22 protein-coding genes and 1 pseudogene are annotated in these 23,868 nt (G+C 64.4%); 7 read left to right on the forward strand and 16 right to left on the reverse strand.

The window, feature by feature from the left end; genetic code table 11:
- Window positions 1–73: 73 nt before the first annotated feature.
- The 4 genes from GPL20_RS00005 to GPL20_RS00020 all read right to left on the reverse strand — a co-directional run bounded on the left by GPL20_RS00005 (window position 74) and on the right by GPL20_RS00020 (window position 4,867).
- Entirely contained in the window at window positions 74–1,261 is a 1,188-nt protein-coding gene (locus tag GPL20_RS00005) for a DegT/DnrJ/EryC1/StrS family aminotransferase (protein ID WP_283812223.1), read from the reverse strand.
- A 9-nt stretch (window positions 1,262–1,270) separates the two neighbouring features.
- The gene (locus GPL20_RS00010; protein ID WP_157326776.1) at window positions 1,271–2,275 is read right to left on the reverse strand and encodes a Gfo/Idh/MocA family protein; all 1,005 of its coding nucleotides are present in this window, start codon (window positions 2,273–2,275) and stop codon (window positions 1,271–1,273) included.
- A 182-nt stretch (window positions 2,276–2,457) separates the two neighbouring features.
- A complete protein-coding gene (locus tag GPL20_RS00015) occupies window positions 2,458–3,870 on the reverse strand; it encodes a mannose-1-phosphate guanylyltransferase/mannose-6-phosphate isomerase (protein WP_167532825.1) in 1,413 nt (470 codons plus the stop codon).
- A gap of 7 nt (window positions 3,871–3,877) precedes the next feature.
- Window positions 3,878–4,867, reverse strand: a complete 990-nt coding sequence (locus GPL20_RS00020; RefSeq protein ID WP_157326778.1) for an NAD-dependent epimerase — start codon at window positions 4,865–4,867, stop codon at window positions 3,878–3,880.
- 201 nt (window positions 4,868–5,068) lie between these two features.
- On the opposite strand from GPL20_RS00020, the gene GPL20_RS00025 reads away from it, so the two are divergent.
- Both GPL20_RS00025 and GPL20_RS00030 read left to right on the forward strand, forming a co-directional pair.
- On the forward strand, window positions 5,069–6,028 hold the full coding sequence (locus GPL20_RS00025; RefSeq protein WP_157326779.1) for a lysylphosphatidylglycerol synthase transmembrane domain-containing protein: 960 nt from the start codon (window positions 5,069–5,071) through the stop codon (window positions 6,026–6,028).
- A gap of 95 nt (window positions 6,029–6,123) precedes the next feature.
- Window positions 6,124–6,897, forward strand: coding sequence for a glycosyltransferase family 2 protein (locus GPL20_RS00030; RefSeq protein WP_157326780.1), 774 nt, complete (start codon window positions 6,124–6,126; stop codon window positions 6,895–6,897).
- On the opposite strand, the gene GPL20_RS00035 is transcribed toward GPL20_RS00030, so the two are convergent.
- The 4 genes from GPL20_RS00035 to rfaD form a co-directional block, all read right to left on the reverse strand.
- Complete coding sequence (locus tag GPL20_RS00035; protein WP_157326781.1) at window positions 6,875–8,797, reverse strand: SDR family NAD(P)-dependent oxidoreductase; 1,923 nt, start codon at window positions 8,795–8,797, stop codon at window positions 6,875–6,877. The genes GPL20_RS00030 and GPL20_RS00035 overlap by 23 nt on opposite strands.
- Before the next feature lie 127 nt (window positions 8,798–8,924).
- Window positions 8,925–10,205 carry an O-antigen ligase family protein gene (locus GPL20_RS00040; protein WP_254125618.1) on the reverse strand — a complete coding sequence of 427 codons (1,281 nt, stop codon included), beginning with the start codon at window positions 10,203–10,205 and terminating at the stop codon, window positions 8,925–8,927.
- Window positions 10,202–11,686, reverse strand: a complete 1,485-nt coding sequence (rfaE1, locus tag GPL20_RS00045; RefSeq protein WP_157326782.1) for a D-glycero-beta-D-manno-heptose-7-phosphate kinase — start codon at window positions 11,684–11,686, stop codon at window positions 10,202–10,204. Before rfaE1 ends, GPL20_RS00040 begins: the two co-directional genes overlap by 4 nt.
- A gap of 12 nt (window positions 11,687–11,698) precedes the next feature.
- A complete protein-coding gene (gene rfaD, locus GPL20_RS00050; RefSeq protein ID WP_157326783.1) occupies window positions 11,699–12,679 on the reverse strand; it encodes an ADP-glyceromanno-heptose 6-epimerase in 981 nt (326 codons plus the stop codon).
- A gap of 160 nt (window positions 12,680–12,839) precedes the next feature.
- On the opposite strand from rfaD, the gene waaF reads away from it, so the two are divergent.
- Window positions 12,840–13,910, forward strand: a complete 1,071-nt coding sequence (waaF, locus tag GPL20_RS00055; protein WP_157326784.1) for a lipopolysaccharide heptosyltransferase II — start codon at window positions 12,840–12,842, stop codon at window positions 13,908–13,910.
- A gap of 21 nt (window positions 13,911–13,931) precedes the next feature.
- Here waaF and GPL20_RS00060 read toward each other — a convergent pair whose 3' ends face one another.
- From GPL20_RS00060 to GPL20_RS00070, 3 genes and pseudogenes are all read right to left on the reverse strand, one after another.
- Window positions 13,932–14,315, reverse strand: a complete 384-nt coding sequence (locus GPL20_RS00060; RefSeq protein ID WP_157326785.1) for a helix-turn-helix domain-containing protein — start codon at window positions 14,313–14,315, stop codon at window positions 13,932–13,934.
- Window positions 14,315–14,612 (reverse strand): annotated as a pseudogene (locus tag GPL20_RS00065) (type II toxin-antitoxin system HigB family toxin). Before GPL20_RS00065 ends, GPL20_RS00060 begins: the two are co-directional and overlap by 1 nt.
- Window positions 14,613–14,889: 277 nt before the next feature.
- Entirely contained in the window at window positions 14,890–15,927 is a 1,038-nt protein-coding gene (locus GPL20_RS00070; RefSeq protein ID WP_254125620.1) for a glycosyltransferase family 4 protein, read from the reverse strand.
- Window positions 15,928–16,053: 126 nt separating this feature from the next.
- Here GPL20_RS00070 and galE point away from each other — a divergent pair, with 126 nt between their 5' ends.
- From galE to GPL20_RS00085, 3 genes are all read left to right on the forward strand, one after another.
- Window positions 16,054–17,067, forward strand: coding sequence for a UDP-glucose 4-epimerase GalE (gene galE / locus GPL20_RS00075; RefSeq protein ID WP_157326786.1), 1,014 nt, complete (start codon window positions 16,054–16,056; stop codon window positions 17,065–17,067).
- Between the two features lie 118 nt (window positions 17,068–17,185).
- Complete coding sequence (locus GPL20_RS00080; protein WP_157326787.1) at window positions 17,186–18,988, forward strand: ABC transporter ATP-binding protein; 1,803 nt, start codon at window positions 17,186–17,188, stop codon at window positions 18,986–18,988.
- A gap of 33 nt (window positions 18,989–19,021) precedes the next feature.
- On the forward strand, window positions 19,022–19,723 hold the full coding sequence (locus tag GPL20_RS00085; protein ID WP_028137558.1) for a fumarylacetoacetate hydrolase family protein: 702 nt from the start codon (window positions 19,022–19,024) through the stop codon (window positions 19,721–19,723).
- A 55-nt stretch (window positions 19,724–19,778) separates the two neighbouring features.
- Here the strand turns inward: GPL20_RS00085 and GPL20_RS00090 are convergent, their stop codons facing one another.
- Window positions 19,779–20,237: a YybH family protein gene (locus GPL20_RS00090; RefSeq protein WP_157326788.1), complete on the reverse strand. Its 459-nt coding sequence runs from the start codon at window positions 20,235–20,237 to the stop codon at window positions 19,779–19,781.
- A 127-nt stretch (window positions 20,238–20,364) separates the two neighbouring features.
- Here GPL20_RS00090 and GPL20_RS00095 point away from each other — a divergent pair, with 127 nt between their 5' ends.
- Complete coding sequence (locus GPL20_RS00095; protein ID WP_157326789.1) at window positions 20,365–20,907, forward strand: Spy/CpxP family protein refolding chaperone; 543 nt, start codon at window positions 20,365–20,367, stop codon at window positions 20,905–20,907.
- Between the two features lie 103 nt (window positions 20,908–21,010).
- On the opposite strand, the gene GPL20_RS00100 is transcribed toward GPL20_RS00095, so the two are convergent.
- The 4 genes from GPL20_RS00100 to GPL20_RS00115 all read right to left on the reverse strand — a co-directional run bounded on the left by GPL20_RS00100 (window position 21,011) and on the right by GPL20_RS00115 (window position 23,749).
- A complete protein-coding gene (locus tag GPL20_RS00100) occupies window positions 21,011–21,940 on the reverse strand; it encodes an aspartyl/asparaginyl beta-hydroxylase domain-containing protein (RefSeq protein ID WP_157326790.1) in 930 nt (309 codons plus the stop codon).
- A 142-nt stretch (window positions 21,941–22,082) separates the two neighbouring features.
- The gene (locus tag GPL20_RS38605; protein WP_007612486.1) at window positions 22,083–22,238 is read right to left on the reverse strand and encodes a hypothetical protein; all 156 of its coding nucleotides are present in this window, start codon (window positions 22,236–22,238) and stop codon (window positions 22,083–22,085) included.
- 250 nt (window positions 22,239–22,488) lie between these two features.
- The gene (locus tag GPL20_RS00110; protein WP_246249971.1) at window positions 22,489–23,118 is read right to left on the reverse strand and encodes a phasin family protein; all 630 of its coding nucleotides are present in this window, start codon (window positions 23,116–23,118) and stop codon (window positions 22,489–22,491) included.
- Entirely contained in the window at window positions 23,087–23,749 is a 663-nt protein-coding gene (locus GPL20_RS00115) for a ParA family protein (RefSeq protein WP_157326792.1), read from the reverse strand. Before GPL20_RS00115 ends, GPL20_RS00110 begins: the two co-directional genes overlap by 32 nt.
- Window positions 23,750–23,868: the final 119 nt, after the last annotated feature.

The raw sequence follows: 23,868 nt of genomic DNA on the forward strand, positions 1-23,868 counted from the left end.
GGAGAAAGCCCTCACCCGCGCCTTCGGCGCGACCTCTCCCGCACGCGGGAGAGGTGAAGAAGCGGCAGCAAGCTCAGCCCGCAATCGCGCCGCGCACGGCCGCGATCACCCGCTCCTGGTCGGCTTCGGTCAGGTAAGCGTGCATCGGCAGGCTGATGACGTCCTGCGACAGGCTCTCGCAGCCCGGCAGGCCGCCGTCGGCGACCGGATACTGCTTGTAGGCGGTCTGCTGATGCATCGACTTGCCGTAATAGATCGCGGTCGGCACGCCCTGGGCCTTGAGCGCGGCGGCAAAGCCGTCGCGGTCGGTGCCATCAGGCAGGCGGATGGTGTACTGCGCCCAGACCGAGGTATTGCCGGGGCTAAGCCGCGGCACGGTGACGACATTGGAGAGGCCGCGCGCGTAGCGCTCGGCGACCCTGTTGCGGGCGGCGATCTCGTCGTCAAAAATCTTCAGCTTCTCGATCAGGATCGCGGCCTGCATGGTGTCGAGCCGGCCGGTCAGGCCGAGGCGGACGTTGTCGTATTTGTCGACGCCCTGCCCGTGCACGCGGATGCTGCGCAGCGTGGCCGCGAGCTCGTCGTCGTCGGTGAAGATCGCGCCGCCATCGCCGAAGCAGCCGAGCGGTTTCGCCGGGAAGAAGCTGGTCGCAGTAGCGAGCCCGAAGGTGCCGAGCTTGCGGCCCTTGTAGCTCGCGCCAAATCCCTGCGCTGCGTCATCGAGCACGAACAGGCCTTCGGCCTTGGCAATCTCTGCAATGGAGTCGTGATCGGCGGGCTGGCCGAACAGGTCGACCGGAATCACCGCGACAGGCTTGAGGCCGGCCTTGCGCGCGGTCGCGATGCCGCGCTTCAGCGACTCCGGGCTCATGTTGAAGGTCGCCTCGTCCACATCGACGTAGACCGGCGTCGCGCCGGTCCGCGCCACCGGCGAGGCGGTCGCGATGAAGGTGAAGGACGGACACAGCACGGCATCGCCGGGCCCGACATTCTTCGCCATCATCACCATCAGGATCGCATCGGTGCCGCTGGCGCAGCCGATCACGTGCTTGGCGCCGGAGTAGGCCGCAAGCTGCTTCTCGAGCTCGAAGACCTCGGGACCGTTGACGAACTGGCAATGGTCGAGCACGCGCTTCACCGCCGCATCGAGCGAGGCGCCGAGCCGGCGGCGCTGCGCGCCGACGTCGATGAAGGGAATGGGTTCGGAACGCAGATGCTGGTTCATGGTCTGGTTCTTGGCGCCTTCTTGAGTGGTCGACATCGAGAGGGTTCAGCCGGCGACGCGGCGCGGAGCCTTGCGGGCGGGCGAGGTGGCCGCGGGACGCGAGGGCGCCTCCAGGCACTGCGTCGCGATCTCGAGGCTGGCGACGCCTTCGTCGCCCGTCACCGCCGGTGTCTCGCCGTGACGCACAGCCTTGAAGAATGCGATCAGCTCGGCGCGGAGCGGCTCGTCATGGCCGACCGGCAGATGCCGCATCGAGTAGCTGCCGTCCGGCTTGAAGCCGAAGCACTCGGTGACCTGGCGCGTCAACAGATCGCCCATCACGTATTTGCCGCGGGTCGCGACCGTGACGCTGCGCGCCTTGAACGGCGTCAGCCAGTTGGTGTTGATGTGAGCGAGCACGCCATTGGCGGTGCGGAACTGCAACAGCGCGATGTCCTCGCGCTCGGCCACCGCGCTCGACAATTGCGGCTGCACCTCGACGATGTCGGATTCGGTGAACCAGCGGATCAGGTCGATGTCGTGCACGGCGAGATCGATGACGACGCCGACATTGGACATGCGCGGGGGGAACGGGCCGACGCGCGTGATCGCGATGGAGAGAATGTCCTCGCCTGCGATCGCCTGCTTGACGGCGGCGACCGCCGGATTGAAGCGCTCGACGTGGCCGACCATCAGCGTCACGCCGGCCTTCTGCGCGGCGGCGACGATCTCACGGCCTTCTTCGACCGTGGAGGCGATCGGCTTCTCCACGAGCACGTGGATGTTCCTCGCGATGCAGGCGAGCGCGACCTCGTGATGCAGATGCGTCGGCGCAGCGATGGTGACGGCATCGACGCCAGCGGCGAGGAGCTGGTCGAGGGTCTCGAAGCCCTGGCAGCCCGCAAGTTCGGTGGTGCGCGTCAGATGCGCCGGCGAAGGATCCACGACACCGACGAGGCTCACGCCCGGAAGACCGCTAAGCACGCGCGCGTGGTTGCTGCCCATCACGCCCGCGCCAATGACGCCGACGCGCAAGCCGGCCTTTGCCGGTGCAGAGCTCTTGGAACTCATCTGAGTAAACCCCGATTCAACGCAAATCCCCGGGCCGCTTCTAGCACGGGCGCCATATTTGTGGCGAATGCCGCGTCAGTAGACCGGACACGATTTGATTCAAAAAGTTACACGTTCCCCGGGCCTTAAGCCGAAAAGATACCGCTGTTCCGGCCCGGGTCGCGTGATTCGGAGTTTGCTGGTTACGACCTTTGGTAGTCGTCTTCAATCCGGATGATGTCGTCTTCCCCGAGATAAGAGCCGGTCTGGACCTCGATCAGTTCCAGCATGATTTTGCCGGGGTTCTCCATCCGGTGCACCGCGCCCATCGGGATGTAGATCGACTCGTTCTCATGCACCGTCTTGACGGTCTCGTTGACGGTGACCCGGGCGGCGCCGCGGACCACGATCCAGTGCTCGGCACGATGGTGGTGCTTCTGCAGCGACAGCCGCCCGCCCGGCTTGACCACGATGCGCTTGACCTGGTGGCGCTCGCCATTGTCGACGGACTGGTAGCTGCCCCAGGGCCGATGCACCTTGAGGTGCTCCTCGGTGACCTTCGGTGCGACCGCCTTCAGCTTGGTCACGAGCCGCTTCAGGCCGTTGGCATCCTTCTGGCGCGAGACTAGAACCGCGTCCGCAGTGGCGACCACGACGAGATCGTCGACGCCCTCGAGCGCGACCAGCGCCTGGTCGGTGGTGACGTTGCAATTGCGCGAGTCCTCGAACACGGCGGTGCCGTGCGCCGCGTTGCCTTGTCCATCCTTCTCGGACAGTTCCCACACCGCGTGCCAGGAGCCGACGTCGGACCAGCCGCAGGACACCGGCACCACTGCGGCGCGCGAGGTCTTCTCCATCACGGCATAATCGATCGAGATCGCCTTCGCCGCACCGAACGCCTCGGGCTCCAGCGTCACGAAGCCGAGATCGCGGCCGGCATTGGCGACCGCATTGGAGATCGCCTCCACGCTCGCCGCATCGACCCTGCGGTATTCGTCGAGCAGGACGCTGGCCGGGAACATGAAGTTGCCGCTGTTCCAGAGATAGCCCGAATTGACGTAATCGGCTGCCTTCACCGCATCCGGTTTCTCGACGAAACGCGCGACCGCATGCACCTCGCCGGAGATCACCTCGCCCGGGCTGATATAGCCGTATTCAGTCGCCGGCCGCTCCGGCTTGACGCCGAACGTGACGATGCGTCCGGTGCTCGCAGCCGCAAGCCCTTCGCGGCAGGCGGCGACGAAGGCGGCATTGTCCTGCACCACGTGATCGGCGGCGAGCGCGAGCACGATAGCTTCACTCGCGCGGTTCTGCGCGAACACCGCGCCCGCGGCGATCGCGGGACCGGAGTCGCGCCGCATCGGCTCGAGGATCACGTCGGCCTCGATGCCGATCTCGGCGAGCTGCTCCAGCACCATGAAGCGGTAGGACGCGTTGGTGATGACGATCGGGCGATCGAACAGCGCACCATCGGACACGCGCAGCAGCGTGTCCTGGAAGGTCGAGCGCGTGCCGAACAGGGGGAGGAATTGCTTGGGGCGCACCTCGCGCGAAGCCGGCCACAGCCGCGTTCCGGCACCGCCGCACATGATCAGGGGGATAATGCGTTTGTCCATCGTCATCTCAAACCTTGAAGTAGTCCCGATACCAGGTGACAAAATTACGGACCCCGTGTGCGATCGGCGTTGACGGCGCAAAGCCGGTGTCGCGCATCAGGTCCTCGACATCCGCGAACGTTTCCAAAACGTCTCCCGGCTGCATCGGCAGCAATTCTTTGATCGCCGTCCGACCCAGCTCCTGCTCCAGAAGCCCGACGACATGCATCAGCTCCTCCGGATGGTGATTGCCGACATTGTAGACCTTACACGGCGCATTTGCGGCAGACGGGTCATCGGCGGGCACCCGATCGATCAGCTTGGATACGACGCGGGTGACATCGTCAATATAGGTGAAGTCGCGACGCATCCGGCCATGGTTGAAGAGCCGGATCGGCCTGCCAGCCATGATGGCGTTCACGAACAGAAACATGGCCATGTCGGGCCGTCCCCACGGGCCGTAGATGGTGAAGAAGCGCAGGCCCGTGACCGGCAGCCGGTAGAGATGGCTGTAGGACTGCGCCATCAGCTCGTTCGCCTTCTTGGTCGCGGCATAGAAGCTCACGGGATGATCGGTCCGGTCCTGCACGGCAAATGGCAGTTTAGTGTTGGCGCCATAAACGGAGGATGACGAGGCGTAGACGAGATGACGACAGTCATTGTGCCGGCAGCCCTCCAGCACGTTGAGAAAGCCCTTCAGATTGGAATCGGCATAAGCGTGCGGATGGTCGATCGAGTAGCGTACGCCTGCCTGCGCGGCCAGATGCACGACCTTGGCAAATCGATGGCGCGCGAACAGCGCCGCGATCGCCTCACGATCGGCCAGATCGGTCTCGACGAAGGAGAAGCAGGCATCGTTCCGCAACAGCTGAAGGCGCGCTCTTTTCAGCTCCGGATCGTAATAGCTGTTGATATTGTCGAGCCCGACGACGGGCCGGCCTTCGCCCAGGAGCTGCCGGGCGACGTGAAAGCCGATGAAGCCGGCGGCCCCCGTGACCAAAATCGCCTGATCCGTCATTCTGTTCCCAAAGGACCCTTCGCCCGCGGCGCCTCTTTAGCCGTCGTATCGAGGGGGCCGCAATAGCCCCCTGCTCTTCATGACGGCCCCACGCAGAACGGCTATTGCAAGATCGGCGCCAAAACCATACCAAAGCGGCCGAATTCGGCGCCTCGCGTCGGGTTGCCTCAAATCTTCGCAAACCCTGTTCATGCGGGCGAGATGCGCCGAATCCTGCTGTCGACGGTCAAGATCCTGATTTCCGCCGCGCTGCTCTATCTGGCGCTGCGCAAGGTCGATCTGACCGAACTGTTCTCGCGCTTCACCGCGACCAGCCTGTTCTGGATCGCCATGGCGATCGCGGTCACGTTCCTGCAAATCTTCGTCGGCGTCTTGCGCTGGCGCGAGATCAGCGCCGCATGCGGCGCGCCGCTCGAGCTCGGCCGCGCCATGCGCTACAACGTGATCGGCGCCTTCTTCAACCAGACCCTGCCCTCCGCGATCGGTGGCGATGCGGTGCGGCTGTGGCTGGTCGCGCGCGCCGGCGCCGGATGGCGTGCGGCCACCTATTCCATCTTCGTCGATCGCGCGATCGGCCTCATCGCGCTTGCCATCGTCATCGTCGCGAGCCTGCCCTGGAGCTACGAGCTCATCACCGATCCGCACGGCCGCTCCGCGCTGCTGCTCGTCGACTTCGCCGCGCTCGCAGGCGGCGTCGGGTTCCTCGTCTTCGGCGCGCTGAAATGGTCGTGGCTGAAGACCTGGTGGGCCACCCACCACATCCATGCCTGCGCCGTGATCGCCAACCGCGTCATCTTCAGCGCTACGCGCGGACCGATCGTCGCGATCCTGTCGCTGCTCGTTCACGTGCTCGCCGTCGTCATCGCCTGGTGCGTGGTGCAGTCGATCGCGGCGCCAGTCAGCTTCGGCCAGATACTCCTGCTCGTTCCGCCGGTCATGCTGATCACCATGATGCCGATCTCGATCGCCGGCTGGGGCGTGCGCGAGGCGACGATGGGTCTCGCCTTCGGCTTCGCCGGGCTTGCCGCCAACGAAGGCGTCAACGTCTCGCTGCTGTACGGCGCCGTCTCGTTCATCGTCGGCGCGATCGGCGGCCTCGTCTGGATCCTCAGCGCAGAGAAAGCTACACAGGGCTCGGTGCCGATCGGGGTGCGTGAATAAGCATTGACACGACGGCGCGAAGCACCGCCACACAATGGTCTATTAACCTTCGGGCCTCTCGCCTATAATCTCCGGCGTAGTATAACGGATCCGGAATGAAGATCAGCGTAATCACAGCCAGCTATAACTCTGAGGCGACGATCGGCGCCACCATCGAATCCTTCCTCGGACAGACGCATCCCGACAAAGAGATGCTGGTTGTCGACGGTGCATCGAAGGATACGACGCTGAAGGTCGTGGAGTCGTTCGGCGCCAGCGAGATCCGCGTAATCTCCGAGCCTGACAAGGGTGTCTACGACGCCATGAACAAGGGGCTGCACTTGTTCGAAGGCGACGCGATCGGCTTCCTCAATTCGGACGACACGTTCCACAATGACAGCGCGCTGGCAGCGATCGCGGCGGGTTTGGAAACAGCTGATGTCGTTTATGGCGACCTGGACATGGTCGCCGACCATCAATCCAAGGCCCTCGTGCGCTCGTGGCGTGGCGGACGCTTCAGTCGCTACTCATTTCAGCTTGGCTGGGTCCCGCCGCATCCGACGTTCTACATGCGGCGGGAGGTCGCCGAGAAGGTCGGCGACTACGATCTGAGCTACGTCACGACCGCGGACTACGATTACATGCTTCGCGCACTGGCACTGAACGACTACAAGGTCGCCTACCTTCCGCGCGTCATCGCCGATTTCCAGATGGGCGGTATCAGCACCAGCGGCTGGCGCGTGACATTGCGCGGCAATCTGGAGTGCCTGCGATCGCGCCGGCAGCATCTGAACGCGCCGGTGATCGATGCCGCGTTCTTCCTACGCTTTGCCCGGCGGCTCTTTCAGCTCCGCAGGGCGGCGTCTCTCAGGACGCCGCGCTCGCGTTAACGCCGAATTCCGGAACCGCATCCTTCAGGATGGTCCTGATCGTGGCGCGATCGTCGCGCGCGATCGCCTGTTCCAGCGCGGCGATCCATTTGCGCAGCGTCTGCATCGGCGGCTCGTTCGGCTGCGCCGCCATGATGCCGGCAACACCGATCTCGCGGGTCGGCTCCTCGGAGGCGAACAGGATCTCGTGCAGGCGCTCGCCCGGCCGCATGCCGGTGAACACGATCTCGATGTCGTAGCCGGGCTGCAGGCCCGAGAGCCGGATCATGCGCTCGGCGAGGTCGACGATCTTCACCGGCTGGCCCATGTTGAGCACATAGACCGACACGTCCGGACGCTGCGTTCCGAGCGCATGCGTTGCCGCCGTGATGACGAGGTCGCAGGCCTCACGAATGGTCATGAAATAACGGACCATGTCGGGATGCGTGACGGTCACCGGACCGCCGGCCTCGATCTGGGCCTTGAACTTCGGCACCACCGAGCCGTTCGACGCCAGCACGTTGCCGAACCGGACCGAGATCAGCCGCATCGGCGGCTTGGTACTGCCGGCCTGCACTGCAAGATCGTGATCGAGCGCCTGGCAATACATTTCGGCGAAACGCTTGGTCAGGCCGAGCATCGACACCGGCTCGATCGCCTTGTCGGTGGAGATCATCACCATGGCCTCGGCGCCGGCGGCAAGCGCTGCGTCCGCCACGTTGATCGAGCCGAAGATGTTGGTCTTGACGCCCTCGCTCCAGTCGCGTTCGAGGATCGGCACGTGCTTGAGCGCCGCGGCGTGAAATACGATGTCCGGCTTGAACTCGGCCATCAGGCGCATGATGCGCTCGCGGTCGCGGATGTCGGCGATCCGACCTTCGATCGTAGCTGCCGCGCCCTGCGCAGCGAGCGCTTCGGTGACCGCATAGAGCGCCGGCTCGGAATGTTCCACGATCAGGAGGCGCGCGGCGCCAAAGGCGACGATCCGCTCGCATATCTCGGAACCGATCGAACCGCCGCCGCCGGTGACGATCACCGCCTTGTCCCTGATCAGGGCTTCCAGGCGCACGTAGTCGATCTTCTCGCTCGGCCGCAGCAGGAGGTCCTCGACCGCCACGGCCGTAAGCCGCGGCGCATCGCCGCTATCGAGCGAAGGCATGCGGTTCACGATCACGCCGAGCCTGCGCGCCCGCATCAGGATCGACTCCGGATGGGCCTCCGGCTCGAACGCCGACGGCGTCATCACGATGCGCGCGATCGCCTTGTTGCGCTTGGCGAAGTCCGCGATGACGTCCTCGACGTCGTCGATCGCGCCGAGCACCGGCACGTTGCGGATGAGCTGGCCGCGATCCGAGCTCGACGGCGACAGGACGCCGACCGGCCAGATCCGCTTGATCGCCCCGCTCTCGATACCCCGCAGCAGCACCTCGGCATCCGCGGCGCGGCCAATCAGCAGCGTCGGCGCGGCATCTTCGGTGCGGGCATGACGCCGCACCCGCGTATAGCGGAAGTAGCGATAGGCCATGCGCAGTGCGCTGAGAAACGCGATCTCGAGGAACCAGTAGAGGATGATCGTCACCTTGCCGAGGAAGAAGGCACCACGGACATTCGGGGCGACGAAGATGTAGTCGAGCACGAGCAGGGCGACGGTCAGCACGGTCGCGACGCGGATGATGTTCAGCGCATCCGGCAGCGAGATGAAGCGCCACTTCGTCGTGGTCAGGTTGAAGATGAAGAAGACGACCACGCTGAAAGCGAGGAAATAGGGCAGGATCTGGAGCAGCAGCGGCAAGCGGTCGAAGAAGCCGTCGCCGCCCTCGAATCGCAGATAGAAGGCAGCAAACAGCGCCGCCGTGGTCGCCAGGAGGTCGTGGAGCGCGATCAGGAAATTGCGCAAGGTGAGATGCGAAAGACGCGTCATCCGCCGACCGATGAAAACCCTGTTGGTGCAACCTGACCGCGCTGATAACCCATCTCGGCAAGACTTGCCAGCACAAGACTTGCCAGCACAAGACTTGCCAGCACAAGACTTGCCCGCCGCGGAGCCGTCAGGAACCGGCCTCCCCCGCTTTCGCCTGCGCCCGTTGTGCCCGGATCACCATGCCGCCGGCGACACCGACACCGATGACGTACATCCAGCCCTCATGGAAGTCGAACAGATGGGAGTTGAACAGCGAGGTGAAGATGTTCTGGACCACCACCAGGAGGCCGATCCAGTTGGCAAGCCCCTCGCCGCGAAACAACAGCAGATGCACGATCCAGATCGCGTAGAGGACGCCGATTCCGATGATGCCCCATTGCACGGCGACATTGAGCGTCTGGTTATGCGGGTTGCCGATCACCTCGGCAGAGGCCTGGTAGCCGCTTCCCGTCTTCGCTTGCTCGAACAAGCCGCGCGTCGAGCCCGTACCGTGCCCCTTGATCGGAGCCTCCGCGAAGAAGCCGAGCGATTTCTGCCAGAATTCGAGCCGCAGGCCGAGTGAGGTTGGCTCGCCCTTCTCCTTGTAACGCGTGTAGTCGCTGGCAAAGGTGTCCGCGGTCTTGCGCAGATGGGGCGAGGCCTGCCAGGCAAGAACGGCCCCGGCAAGAAGAGCCGCGGTGATGATCGCAATGCTGCGTGCCTTGAGGTGAAGCAACGCGAACACACCGAGCATTATCGGCACCGTGACCAGCGCCGTGCGCGACACCACCACGAAGGCCATGTTGACGAAGAAATTCAGCGCGACCGCCGTCAACAGCGCGGCAAGCCAATACCGTTTCTCCCGCAACAACATCACGACCGGATAGGCAAGCGCAACCGCGCACAGCGTGAATTCCTGACTCTGGGCGATGTAGTTCTTGACGAAGATGCCGCGTTCGGGCGGATCGGTCTTGAGCGCGAGGTGGGGATAGAAGGCGACCAGCCACGACATCACCGACAGCAGCGCGCAGGACACCAGGAAGGCGACAAGCACCCAATGCCCGCGCTGCGAGCGCTCGAAATGGTAGAGCAGGACGGGCAGCACGAGCAGCTTGACGGTCGGATTGACCGCATACAAGCGTGCGCCCCAGGACGCATCCGACCATAGCGTCCCCGCCAGCGCGAGAACGACCAGTGCGATCGGCGCAATGCAGATCGGACGCTTCAGCGATTGCAGGAACGCTCGGACGTCGAGAAACGGCACCATGCAGAGGAGCATCAAGGCGTTGAAGATCCCCGCGAGCGACGTGGACCATGGCAGCGACGCCGCGGTCAGGACGGCCAAGATGTCGACCGTCTCGCGCCAGGCCGCCGGGCTGCGCAGACGCCGAAGCATCGGGCCGGTCGTCTCGCGAGCGATCACCGTCACTTGCCGCCTCCCCGCGCCCGATGGACCAGCGCCGTCGTGCTGAAGCCCTGGAGGATGTCGACCAGCACGACCGTTCCACCCGCGGCCTCGACGACCTCGTGGCCGACCACCTGCTCGCGGGTATAGTCGCCACCCTTGACCAGCACGCTCGGCGTGATCCGGGTGATCAGGTCGATCGGCGTGTCCTCCTCGAAGATGACGACGAGATCGACGGCTTCGAGAGCCGCCAGCACCTCGGCGCGCGCGCGCTCGTCCTGGACCGGGCGGTCTGCGCCCTTCAGCCGCCGCACCGAGGCGTCGCTGTTGAGGCCCACGATCAGGCGGTCGCAGGCGGCGCGCGCTGCGGTGAGCACCTTGACGTGGCCGGGATGCAGGATGTCGAAGCAGCCATTGGTGAAGCCGACGCGCTGTCCCTGCCTCTTCCATTCGGCGAGTTGCGCGTCGAGCGCGCCCGGCTCGAGCACGATCTTCTCTTCTGCTGCGAGGTAGGCGTGCGGCAGGATCTTTCGCCGCAGCTCGGCCGCGCTCACGCTTGCGGTGCCCTGCTTGCCGACGGCGACGGCGGCGGCGGCATTGGCCATGCGCAGCGCGGTGTCCCAACCCGCGCCCGCCGCGAGAGACACCGCAAGCGCGGCGGCGACGGTGTCGCCGGCGCCGGAGACGTCGCGCACCTTCACGGGGAAAGCCGGAACATGGACGGGCTCGCCATTGCGCGGCACCAGCGTCATGCCGTGCTCGCCCTGCGTGACCAGGATCGCCTCGCAATCTGCGAGCCGCATCACGTCCTCGCTGGCATCGACGATGCTCTGCGGCGTGTCGGCACGGCTTCGCGTGGCTTCCGAAAACTCCTTGCGATTGGGCGTGAGCAGCGTCGCGCCGCGATAGATCGCCCAGTTCAGGCTCTTGGGATCGACGATCACGGGCTTGCCGAGTTTGCGCGCGGCGTCGATGGTGTGGCGGATCACGCGCGCGGTCAGCACGCCCTTGGCGTAGTCCGAGATCAGCACGAGGTCGGCGCGCGCGATCTGCGGCAGGATCGCGTCGATCAGCCTGGTCTCGATGGCGTCGGAAGCGGGCGCAGCCTGCTCCCAGTCCGCGCGCAGCATGTGCGTGGAGAAATGCTCGGAGACGAAGCGGACTTTTCGCGTAGTCGGCCGCGACGGATCGCACACCAGCACGCTTTCGATGTCGTCCTGCTCGCCAAGCGCGGCCTTGAGCCGTGCACCGGCATCGTCCTCGCCGACGAGGCCGATGAAGATGCAGCGCGCACCGAGCGAGGCGACATTGCGCGCGACGTTGCCGGCGCCGCCGACATGGATCTCGCTGCGCTGGGCGGCGATGACGGGCGCCGGCGCTTCCGGCGAGATCCGCGACACCTCGCCATAGACGAACTCGTCCAGCATGATGTCGCCGATGCACAGCACCGTGCGGCCGCTGATGGCTTGCGCGAGAGCATCGAAATCGAGAATGGGCGTCGGCATGGCGATCGGGCCTCAGCGGAAGCGGTCGGGCCGGTCGAGATAATCCCCGACATAGGCCTTCACCGCATCCTCGAGCGTCGTGAAGCCGCCGTTATAGCCGGCGCGGTGGAGACGATCGACCTCGCTCTGGGTGAAGTATTGATAGCTGCCGCGGATCTGCTCCGGCATGTCGACATATTCGATGTTGGGCCTGGCACCGAGCGCGGCATAGGCAGCCAGCATCAGGTCCCTGAAGCTGCGTGCCTTGCCGGTTCCGACGTTGAAGAGACCGGACACCGAAGGCGTCGCGAGCAGCCACATGATCACGCGCACGACGTCGTCGACATAGATGAAATCGCGGCGCTGATCGCCGTCGGCAATGCCCTCGCGGTGCGACTTGAAGAGCTGCACGACACGGCCCGCCTTGACGTCGTCGAAGCGGCGCGCCAGCACGCTCATCATCGCGCCCTTGTGGTACTCGTTGGGGCCGAACACGTTGAAGAATTTCAGGCCCGCCCATTGCGGCGGCAACTTGTCGCCGCGTGCGACGCGCTCGGCAACGGCGAGATCGAACAGATGCTTGCTCCAGCCGTAGAGATTCATCGGCCGCAATTTCTTCAGCGCCGGAAGCGAGGCGTCGTCGCCAAAGCCCGCCTCGCCGTCGCCGTAGGTCGCAGCCGAGGAGGCGTAGATGAACGGCACGGCGCCCGCCGTGCACCAGTCCAGGAGACGCATCGACATGCGGAAATTGGTCTCGAACACCAGGTCGCCGTCGGTCGCGGTGGTCGCGGAAATCGCCCCGAGATGGATCAGCGCATCGAGCTTGCGGCCCTTCAGCCAGTCGAGCAGCTCGGACGGCGGGACGATATCCACAAGCTGACGCTTGGCGAGATTGCGCCATTTGCCGTCGTTGCCGAGCAGGTCGCAGACGACGACGTCGCTGCGGCCGGCCTCGTTCAGCGCGGCGACGACATTCGATCCGATAAAACCGGCCCCGCCGGTCACCAGCAACATTCCGAAATCCCTGCCCAATTTATTGCGGCCCGGTCCTGCCCTAGCGCATGATCCGCCAAAGTGTAAGCGGTTTTGGGATCGGCGCTCTCGCCGCTTTACGTCCCCGCCGGGAGCGGCTAACCGAACCGCCACATCAGATCGCCCTCGGTCCTTTTAATAAATGAACATTGATTCGCAACTTAGTGGAGACGCAGACCGGAGCGACACAAGCCCGATTCTGATCGTTCCCTACATGTGGATCGGCGATTTCGTCCGGAATCACACCGTGGTCCGGGTCCTGAAGGAGCGCTGGCCCAACCGGCCGGTCGATCTCCTGACCACGTCGCTGTGCGCCCCGCTGGTCGATTACATGCCCGGCGTGCGCGCTGGCATCGTCTGGGACCTGCCGCGCAGCCGGCTCGCCGTGAGCCGCCAATTCGGCCTGGCGAAGCTCCTGCGCGAGCGGAACTACGGCACTGCCCTGGTGCTGCCCCGGACCTGGAAGGCGGCCATCGCGCCCGCGCTGGCCGGCATTCCCGAGCGGGTCGGCTTCGTCGGCGAGTTCCGCTTCGGCCTCATCAACCGTTGGCGCCGGGGCGAGAAGAAGCTGCCCCGCTTCATCGACAAGAACGCCGCCCTGGCCCAGCCCGACGGTACCCCGCTGCCGGCCGAATGGCCGGTGCCGCAACTCCGGGTCCCCGCCGAGGAGATCGTCCGCTGGCGGCAGGCCAACGGCCTTAGCGCCGGCGCCGCGGTGGCGCTGGCCCCCGGCTCGGTCGGCGTCTCTAAGCGCTGGACCTATTATCCGGAGGCCGCCCGCCTGCTGGTCGAGCGCGGGCTGGAGGTCTGGGTGGTCGGGGGCCCCGCGGAAAAGGGCCTCGCCCAAGAGATCGTCGCAGCCGGCGGCCCGGGGGTCCGCGATCTCACCGGCACCGATTTGCGCAACGGCGTGCTCGCGATGGCGGCGGCCGGCGTCGCCATCTCCAACGATTCCGGCCTGATGCACATCGCAGCCGCCCTGAGCACGCCCACCATGGGCATCTTCGGCCCGACCAGCCCCTACCTCTGGGCCCCCCTCAACGGCCTCGCCGCGACCGTGGTCCAGGACAAGAGCGTGCTCTCCTGCCAGCCCTGCCAGAGCACGATCTGCAAGATGAACGATCACCGCTGCATGCGGGATATCGCAGCGAGCGAGGTGGTCGCGATTGCGCAGCGGGTGCTGGGTGAGGCTGGGGTAAGAGCGACGACGTGAGGCTGGGCGGCGTCGATAAGATCAAGCATGTGCACGTGCCAGCTCATATTGAGCTGCCAGAGCACCAATTGGGATATTCCATTCCTTGCTGATGGTCCGGATCATTTCCAGCGTCAGCGGACGAACGCGGTTCAAAATTTCGGATGCCCGATTGCGCCCAATCAGAGCCGCCAATTCTGCCTGCGACCGGCCCATGGATTCGATGGCGAAATGGAGAACATCGACTGGATCACCGTGAGTGGTCGCGAAGTGATTGTCTTCGTACTCCTTGATGAGTGAAGACAAGACTTCGAAGCGATCACCGTCAGGCGTGCCAGGAGCAGGCTCAGCCTCGAAATAGCGGGATACTTCGCGGATGGCCCAATCGTAATCCTGTTCATTGTGCAGAGGCCTTACATCCATCATCACACAGTCTCCGCGTCTATTCCGTCATACTCTTGGTGCGTGCCGACAAACTTGATGAGGGCTGTTTTGAACTTGTAGGAGAAATGAACCACTAGGCGATATTTGTTGCCGCCTATGTCGAAGATGGCTCTGTTGTCTCCAACAAAGTCCACGTTGCTCCCAAACGCCCTCTTCAGATCTGCCGGGCCATTCCAGTCCCCCTTGGAAACGATTTCATACCAAGCTCCCAACGGGGTCTTCGCTTGGGGGGTACCGCTCCCAGAAGGCTTTGAGCGCCTTTCTTGCTATTACGTTCATTGCCATAGCATGTTCCCACCATGGGATCAATTCAGGACATCCGGGCGGGAATCGACTTTTCGACCTGTTAAGGGCCACTACTGGAAAGCGAGGGGTGCGGGCTGAGCACCTTTGCGACGATGAATGTCTAGAGGTGTTTTGCCCGACAAGTCAAACTCAATTTCGTAAAATCAGCAATTTATCGCGCTGACCGTCAAGCCATTGATTCAGCTGCCGGCGCCTACTGTGCATGGGGTTGTTTTCGCGATTCTTGTTTATGGCCGGCCAATGCGGCAGCTCAGAGCAGCGGCCGATACACCTCCCCGATCCGCGCCGCCTCGGCATCGAGGCTGAACTTTGCGAGCACCCGCGCCCGCCCCCGCGCGCCCATGGCGAGCGCGGCATCCACATCACGCATCAGCGGCTCCAGCGCCGCTGCCAGCGCATCGGCATCACCGGTGGGGATCAGGACGCCGGTCACGCCATCCTCAACCACGAGCCCGGCCGCACCGGCGCGTGCGGCGACGAGGGCGCTGCCGGCTGCCATCGCCTCGATCAGCGTCAGGCCAAAGCCTTCGTTGCGTGAGGTGAAGGCGTAGATCGTCAGGCGCTGATACCAGCGCTGCACCTGCTCGATTGGCAATTCGCCGGTGATGACGATGCGCGATTGCAGTCCGGCGGACTCGATACGTTTCTTCAGGTCGTTCGCAAACACAGTCTGCTCGGGCGTGACCTGGCCGACGATGACTGCGGTGAAATCGGGATAGCGCGGCAGCAGGCGGCACATCGCATCGACGAACACATCCGTGCCCTTCTGTGCGCGCACGCGGCCGAAGCAGCCGATGGCGTAGCGGCCCGGCAGGCTGCTTTCCGCGAACGCCGCGGCGCGATCGGTCGGCGGTGCATAGACGTCGGTGTCGACGCCATGCGGGATCACGGTTGCCTGCACTTTCAGGAACGAGGCCGAGATGTCTGATGTCGCGATGATCGCGTCCATCTGCCGGATCAGCCAGCGCGTGATCCAACTGTGATGGCGCTGCGCCGCCGAGGTGAAGACGAGCTTGAGTGGCCAGCCGAGCGCGCGCAGGAGCACGCCGGCGATCATCTCGTTGTTGCGCCGCGCGTGCCAGATCAGCGGCGCCTTGCGGCGCCACAACTTCAGGAAATCCGCAAAGCCGAGGCGCGCAATCCCCTGCGGCGCGTCCGAGCCGAACCATGCCGCGCGATACAGTCTTGCCAGACGCGGCGCCACCATCCGGTTCGTCGCGGTGACCCCGGAATAGCGCCTGTGCAGATTTGGCACGATCACTTCGAGATCGCCGGGGGAATTCGCCACGTCATGCTCCGTTTTGCAAACCCCCTATACGCAACATTAAGCATAGTGACCAGTTCAGCTGCGCCGATACCCCCTCTTCACCACGCAAACGCTAGCTTTGCGCGTTGATCGAAGACGGGTGAGATCATGACTGTGCTAGTCACCGGCGGCGCCGGCTACATCGGAAGTCACACGGTCCTGGCGCTGGCAGAAGCCGGCGAGGACGTCGTCGTGATCGACGATCTCTCCACCGGATTCTCCGCCTATCTTCCCGAAGGCGTACCGCTGTTCATTGGCGATGCCGGCGACGAGAACCTGCTCGAGGGCGTGATCGCCCAGCACAATATCGAGAGCATCATCCATTTCGCGGGCTCGGTCGTCGTGCCGGACTCGATGCGCGATCCGCTCGGCTACTACCGCAACAACTTCATGACCGCGCGCAATCTGCTCAACGTGGCGGTCAAGCGCGGCATCAATCGCTTCATCTTCTCCTCGACCGCCGCCGTCTACGGCAATCCGGACCAGGCGCCGGTGCCCGAACACGCGCCGACGCGGCCGCTGTCGCCCTACGGCTCGTCGAAGCTGATGACCGAGATCATGCTGCACGATGTCGCCGCCGCCTATGGCATGCAGTACGTCGTGCTGCGCTACTTCAACGTCGCCGGCGCCGATCCGCAGGCCCGCATTGGCCTCGCCACCGTCGGCGCCACGCATCTGCTCAAGATCGCGGTCGAGGCCGCGACCGGCCAGCGCGCCAAGATCGACGTGTTCGGCACCGACTATCCGACCCCGGACGGAAGCTGCATTCGCGACTTCATCCACGTCACCGACCTCTCGCAGGCGCATCGCTCGGCGCTGGCCTATTTGCGCAATGGCGGCGCCTCGACGACGCTCAATTGCGGCTATGGCCGGGGCTATTCGGTGCTGGAGACCATCGACGCCGTGCGGCGGGTTTCGGGGCGCAGCTTCGCCGTGCAATACGCCCCGCGCCGGCCCGGCGACATCATGACCATGGTCGCCGACACCAGCCGCATCCGCGGCCTGCTCGACTGGAGGCCGCAATACGACGACCTCGAGACCATCGCCGCGCACGCGCTCGCCTGGGAGGACAAGCTGTTCCGCGAGCGCCATGGCGACCTCCACCACGCCGTCTCGGCCTAAAATCCGTCCAAGCGCAAGTCCTTAATGGGGCTTGAAAAGCCCCGCTTTAGCGGGCACAGAGGCCCATCGATCCCTGACGGGCGGGCAGGCTTTTCCCTGCCCCGTCAATGGACTACGGATGGCCCAGTTTCCAAAGAAAATCACCGACGATCCCTATGCGGCAGCGGTCCTGATTCGCCGCCTGATCACGGAACAGGGCGTCGTCTACTGGCGGCGCTACCTCGTCGCCTTTGCGCTGATGGCGGTCGCCGCGGGCGCGACCGCAGGCGCGACCTACGTGCTCGGCCAGGTCATCAACCAGGCCTATGTCGACAGGAACATCCCGGGCATCGCGATGTTCTCGGGCATCACGGTCATCCTGCTGTTCATCAAGGGCGTGGCGACCTACGGCCACATGGTGATCCTGACCAAGATCAGTAACGCCATCCTCGCCACCAATCAGCGCCAGCTCTTCGCCAAGCTGATGAGCGAGAGCGTCGGCTTCTTCTCCGAGCGGCATTCCTCGGAATTCCTGGCGCGGCTGACCGCCGGCGCCAAGTCGATCACCGACGTCCTCAACATGCTGGTCAACGCCATCGGGCGGGACCTGTTGATGCTGCTCGCCATGATCGGCGTGATGGTGTGGCAGGATCCGCTGATGTCGTTCATAGGCCTCGTCGCGGTACCGCCGGCGATGCTGGTGCTGCGCAGGCTGGTCAAGCGCATCAAGGGCCTCGCCTACAACCAGTTCACCGGCACCGCCGACATCCTGGAGACGATGCAGGAGTCGCTGCAGGGCATCCGCACGGTCAAGGCGTTCACACTCGAAGACACCATGCAGAGCCGCATCGACGAGAACATCGCGATCGTCGAGCGCAACGCCAACAAGATGGCCCGCGTCGCCAACCGTTCCAACCCGCTGATGGAGATGCTCGGCGGCTTCGCGGTCGCCGGCTGTCTGCTCTATGGCGGCTACAGCGTGGTCGCGCTCAACGCCACGCCCGGCGCGTTCTTCTCGTTCATGACCGCGTTCCTGATGGCGACCGAACCGGCCAAGCGGCTGGCCCGGCTCAACATCGACCTCAACAGCCAGCTCGTCGGCGCGCGCATGCTGCTCGAAGTCGTCGACAGCCCGGCGAGCGAACAGTCCGACGACGACAAGCCGGCGCTGAAGCTCTCCAATGCCCGCATCGAGCTGCGCGACGTCAGCTTCTCCTATCGCACCGGCGAGACCGTGCTCAACCGGATGAGCTTCGTCGCCGAGCCCGGCAAGGTCACCGCGCTGGTGGGCCCCTCCGGCGGCGGCAAGTCGACCGTGCTGGCGCTGCTGTTGCGCTTCTACGAGGTGACGCAAGGCGACGTCGTGATCGACGGCCAGTCGATCACCGCGATCTCGCGCAAATCGCTGCGGGCGCAGGCCGCCTATGTCGGCCAGGACGTCTATCTGTTCCGCGACACCATCCGCAACAACATCGCCTTCGGCCGGCCGGGCGCGAGCGAAAGCGAAATCACCGAGGCAGCGAAGGCCGCCTGCGCGCATGATTTCATCATGAGCTTCCCGCTCGGCTACGACACTCCGGTCGGCGAGCACGGCACGCAGCTCTCGGGCGGCCAGCGCCAGCGCATCGCGGTGGCGCGCGCGCTGATCAAGGACGCGCCGATCATCTTGCTGGATGAGGCCACCGCCGCGCTCGATTCGGAGTCCGAGCGGCAGGTGCAGGAGGCGATCGAGCATCTCTGCCAGAACCGCACCACCATCGTGATCGCGCATCGCCTGCACACGATCATGCACGCCGACGCGATCCTGGTGGTCGAGGGCGGCGAGATCGTCGAGCAGGGCCGGCATGACGAGCTGCTGCGCCGCTCCGGCCGCTACGCCTCGTTCTTCCGCCTGCAGCATCACGACGCCGGCGCTCTGGCGCCGATCAGCGCAACCGCATAGAGTTGGTTCCACCTCAAGAGCAGCGAGAGCTTCATGAACGCCGCCTCCTACGTCATTCCCCTTCCGCCCCAGGCTTCGCTTCCCGTCGTCGGCGAAAGCGGCCGCTATCCGGTGCGCCGCATCTGGTGCGTCGGCCGCAACTATCTCGAGCACATCCGCGAGATGGGCAATGACGAGCGTGCCCCACCGTTCTTCTTCGCCAAGCACGCCGACATGCTGGTCCCCGATGGCGCCACCATCCCCTATCCGCCGCTGACCAAGGATCTGCATCACGAGGTCGAGCTGATCGTCGCGATGAAGAGCGGCGGGCTGAACATCCCGGCCGACAAGGCGCTCGATCACGTCTACGGTTATGCCGTCGGCATCGACCTCACCCGCCGCGACCTCCAGATCGCCTCGCGCAAGAAGGAGCGGCCGTGGGAGATCGGCAAGTCATTCGATGGCTCCGCCCCGTGCTCCGCGATTCAGCCGGCCTCGAAGATCGGCCATCCCGCCAAGGGCAAGATCTGGCTCACGGTCAACGGCAAGGAAGCCCAGAAGGGCGACCTCACCGAATTGATCTGGAATGTGCCGGAGATCATCTGGCAGCTCTCGCAGCAGGTGAAGCTCGCCGCCGGCGACATCATCATGACGGGCACGCCGGCCGGCGTGTCGCAGCTCCAGCCGGGCGACAAACTCGAATGCGGCGTCGACGGCGTCGGCACGCTGAAGGTGAGCATCGGCCAGCCCGAGTAAGCGGCACGCCCCCTGAAAATCGAAAGGCCCCGAATGCTTCGGGGCCTTTTTGTTTCTACCGGGCCTTCACCGGCCGGTTGGCGTGGCTCGCCTGCGGCACACCGCGGTTGAGCGACATGTGCGAGTGGACGCACAGCCAGCCATTTCCGCTCTTTGAAAACACCATGGTGGCGCGGCCGGGGCGCGCAAATGTGCTGCCGTCGAGATGATAGCCCGTGCTCGTCCACGGCGCGATCACGGTCACCATCGCGCCGTCGGGCGAAGCCAGGATCGAGGCCTGCTCGATCACGAAGCGGAAGTCGCTCGTCTTCGGCCAGACGTTGTCCCACTGCGTCGAGACCCATTGATCGATGCCGGGGATGACATCGTTGTGCGTGCCGAAGGCAAGCACATCCGGATGGAACAGTGGCTTGGCCGAGGCATAGTCGACCTCGCGGACATAGCCCGCGAAGGTCTCCAGCCACTCGCGGAAGAATTGCGCTGTCTCGGTGTTCGCGGTCGGCAAGGACGCCATTGCCTGCTCCATAGGCTACTACTCGATCACGGCAAACTTTGTTGCCACGGGGGAGACCGTCCAGCAAGGTATGTGATTTGAGAGCGCCGGTGCTCGAAAGCCGGGCCAATTTCAGGGAGCCAGACTCATGAGACGCTTGCTTCTTCTTGCAGCCGCCCTCCTCGCGACGTTCAGCGCCGCCAGCGCGCAGTCCAGCCAGCCCTATGGCGGCCTCGAACAGCGCCCGATCAAGGCGCTGTCGCATCAGCAGGTCGACGATCTCCGCGGCGGACGCGGCATGGGCCTGGCGCTTGCCGCCGAACTCAATGGCTATCCCGGTCCGAGCCACGTTCTCGAGCTCGGTGACCGCCTCGACCTCACTGCAGATCAACGCGTCCAGGTTCAGCGCCTGTTCGATCAGATGAAGCAGGAGGCGATCCCGCTGGGTCACAAGCTCGTCGCGCAAGAAAGAGAGTTGGACAATCTGTTCGCGACCCGCGCTGTGACATCGGAGTCACTCAAGACGACGATCGCCGCCATCGCGGAGACGCAGGGACAGCTCCGCGAGAGCCATCTCAAGTATCATTTGTCGACGGCCGCCCTGCTCAACCAGGGCCAGATGCAGCGATACGCGGAGCTGCGTGGCTATCAGCGCGCGGATGACACCGGCGGGCACAAGCACCGCCACTAGGCAGGTGCCGTAGGGCGGATTAGCGCAGCGCAATCCGTCAATCTCGTCACGCCGCAAAGGTGGATTACGCTTTCGCTAATCCACCCTACGCAGCAAGCGCCGATCACCGCAACGCCGACAGCACGATGAGGCCGAGGATCAGCGCCATCAGCGAATACTTCAACATATAGTAGACGTTGCGGTTCCACTCCTTGACCTTGCGGCTGGCGAGATGGATCTCGTAGAGCTTGCCGAACACCTTGTTGAGCACGCCGACATTCTCGCCGTCGACGTTCTGGGTCGCCGACGCCTTGACGATGTGGTGGCTGACCCAGCGGTTGATCGCGGTCATGAAGCCGAACTTCATCGGACGCTCGACGTCGCAGAACAGGATGATGCGGTTGACGTCGGTCGCGTTCTCCGCGCTGTGGATGAAGGTCTCGTCGAACATGAAGGCTTCGCCGTCGCGCCAGACGCATTCGACGCCGTCGACGAGAATCCGGCACTTGTTCGAGTTCGGCGTCACGAGGCCGAGGTGATAGCGCAGCGAACCCGCGAAGGGATCGCGATGGGCACCGAGCTTGCCGCCCGGCGGCAGCATCGCGAACATCGCGCCATGGACGCTCGGGATCGAGTTGAGCAGCTCCACGGTCTTCGGGCACAGCGTGCGCGCCGAGGGCAGGAAGTCGTCGTACCATTTCAGGTAAAACCGCTTCCAGCCGCTCTTGAAGAAGGAGTAGAAGCCCCAGTCGTTGTTCTTCGCCGCCGCGCGGATGAAGCCTTCGTCGAACAGGCGCACGGCCTCGTCGCGGATGGTCTCCCAGTTCTCGCTGAGCGGCTTGAGCTCGGGAAACTGCTCGACCGAGATCACCGGCTTGTTGGGCACGGCCGAGCCGGCATACATCAGCACATTGTAGGGCGCGAGATAGGTCGAGTGATCGCCGAGCTGGCGCGCGAAGCGCAGCCGCTGCTTGCCGCGGAAGTGAACATAAATCGTCGAGGCCGCAAGCACATAGAGAACGATGAGCTGCGGAGCAAAAAGCTGTTTCAGCATTTCCCCAATCCCAGGTGACCCAGCCGGGACGTCGTGTAGCCCCACCCGGCCCGAGCGGCAAGAAAATCACCGCTAGGTTGTGGTCACGCTGGCGAGAGCGCGGGGACGAAACCTGGGCCGAACCGGACCGGAACGAGCCGAATCACGCCCGGGACAGCGCCTGGAGACCCTTGAAGGTCAAGCGCTTGGGGTCGGTGACGCCGGCGAGATAGAGCCGGCGGATGAAGGCGATGACGGCGTCACGGTCGCAATCGGTCAGCGCGACGACGGCGTCGACTGCGATTCTCTGGGCTTCCATTGGGCTTACCTCGGCCTTGCGAGCAACCCCGGCCGAGACAGGCTAGGACTCATCCGTAAATCCGGCGTTAACCGTTCGGCAGCATCACCGATTCAGTCCGGCGGCCGTATACGCAAAACTACGCATTGCCGGGCGCGCTAGCAGCTCAGCGCCCGCCGATGCTCTTCTTCAGCAGCGAAAAATGCTTCTTCAGCCGGGGCACGGCAAAGTCGGTGAAGGCACGCACCTTCGGCACGGCAGGCGATCCGCGCTACCTGGCACCGGGCTTTGTCATGTTTTGAGCAAACGATCTCAGCAGCTCGGTTTGCTTCAGGACCAACTCACATTGCGTTCGCGCGTGCGTACTCGACAGCTCAACCAATTCCGCCAGCGTTCTCGCACGGCCCAATTCCCGCGCATAATCCAAGGTCGCGCCCGCATTCACTTTCATCAGTTCGAGCACGATGGTGCGACACTCGGCTGCCGTTCCGATCGCCTCGATGAGGTGGCTTTCCGCGGCGGCGACTCCTCCGGCCTCCGATGTCCCACCGGCCTTTGTCTTGGCGAGGTCCCTGGCATAGTCCAGCGCGGCGTGAACACCAGCCTTCATGCCGTCCAAAGCACGGACCTGACAATCCCTGGCGATGTCCACGATGAGATCAGTCGTGGTGCTGGCCGGAGGTTCGGGTCTTGCAGCGACGGTGGCCGCTTCTTGTGTCGGAACAGTCATCGGGGCAGGCGCCGCGTGCGCGATCGGTGGCGCATCTTGAGGGAAGGCCGAGCCCGGAGGCATCGTCAAGCCCTCGTCGACGGCACGGCTCACTTCCGCCGCGAGCTCCACCAGCGAGCGACGCCTGGCGCGCGCAACATCAGCAGGCTGTCTTGAGCGCGGCTTGCCCATGATCATTCGACTCCACGATAAGGCGCTCCGAGATCCAACCCCACAGGGCCACAACCTCCTCCGAGGCTTTTCCCTCCGGCGCGAACTCCGTCACGCCCAGCCCTGCCCCGAGCGCATCCTGGTGGTCGTTACGCTGGCCAATGAACGGGAGTGCAAGCACGCCGAGCGAGTTGAGCGATGTGGCAGCTTCGCTCAGCCGGCACCCCCGTGTGGGCGTCTGATTGAGGATGAAGGCAAACCGGCGATTGAACCTGCGAATGGCGACCAGCGTAGGTACTGCGGCTTCAATATCGGCCGGGCTCGGACGCGCCGGGATGAGACAAAGATCGGCACTGGCAATGGCGCGCGTCGCCAAGGCATTGTTCGTGGCGGCTGTATCGATGATTGCGAGCCAGACCCCTTCGGCCCGGAGGTGGGATATCATCGGCTCGACTTCCGCGATATCGGCAACGCGATCGACGCGAGGGTAGACGCCACCTCGCCGCTCTTTCCATTTCGAGATCGTGCCTTGAGCGTCCGCCTCAACGAGAGCGACACGTTCTCCACGCTGCATCGCTGCCACTGCCAATCCAACGGACAGCGTGCTCTTACCGCTTCCGCCTTTCTGCGTGACCAGAGCAAGGACGTACATGTCCCACGTTCTCCTCAAGACGGTATCGACGCGGAACTCAGACGGAGTTGGAAATAAATTTTTTGCGACGCAAAAATACTACTTCAGGTCGCGATTCGTCTCAAGCGACCGCGAGCCTC

The sequence above is a fragment of the Bradyrhizobium cajani genome, from assembly GCF_009759665.1.
Taxonomy (GTDB): Bacteria; Pseudomonadota; Alphaproteobacteria; order Rhizobiales; family Xanthobacteraceae; genus Bradyrhizobium; species Bradyrhizobium cajani.